Source organism: Roseibium sp. AWQ4_290 (genome assembly GCF_056160985.1).
Genome location: NZ_JBSWYG010000094.1, coordinates 1 through 268, shown reverse-complemented (window position 1 = coordinate 268; position 268 = coordinate 1). Strand labels below are relative to the sequence as shown.

At 59.7% G+C, this 268-nt stretch carries 1 protein-coding gene; it reads left to right on the top strand.

The window, feature by feature from the left end:
- On the top strand, positions 1–268 hold a 268-nt coding region (locus tag ACXAH0_RS25275), incomplete at both ends, for an IS66 family transposase (RefSeq protein WP_475196092.1).

Below are 268 nucleotides of genomic sequence, written 5' to 3'. Positions count from 1 at the left end.
AATCGAAAAGAAGGCACGCGGAAAACCGCCGCCGGAGCGTGCCGCAATCAGGCAAAAGCACGCCAAACCTATCTTCGACGATCTGGAAGATTGGCTCGGCAGCCAATTGACGCGGATCTCGGGAAAGTCGCCGCTCGCCGCTGCGATCCGTTATGCGCTCAGCCGTCTGCCGAAAGCCCGGCCGTATCTCGGCAACGGGCATCTGGAGCTGGACAACAATTGCGCGGAGCGGGCCATGAAGCCCATTGCCCTTGGCCGAAAAAATTAC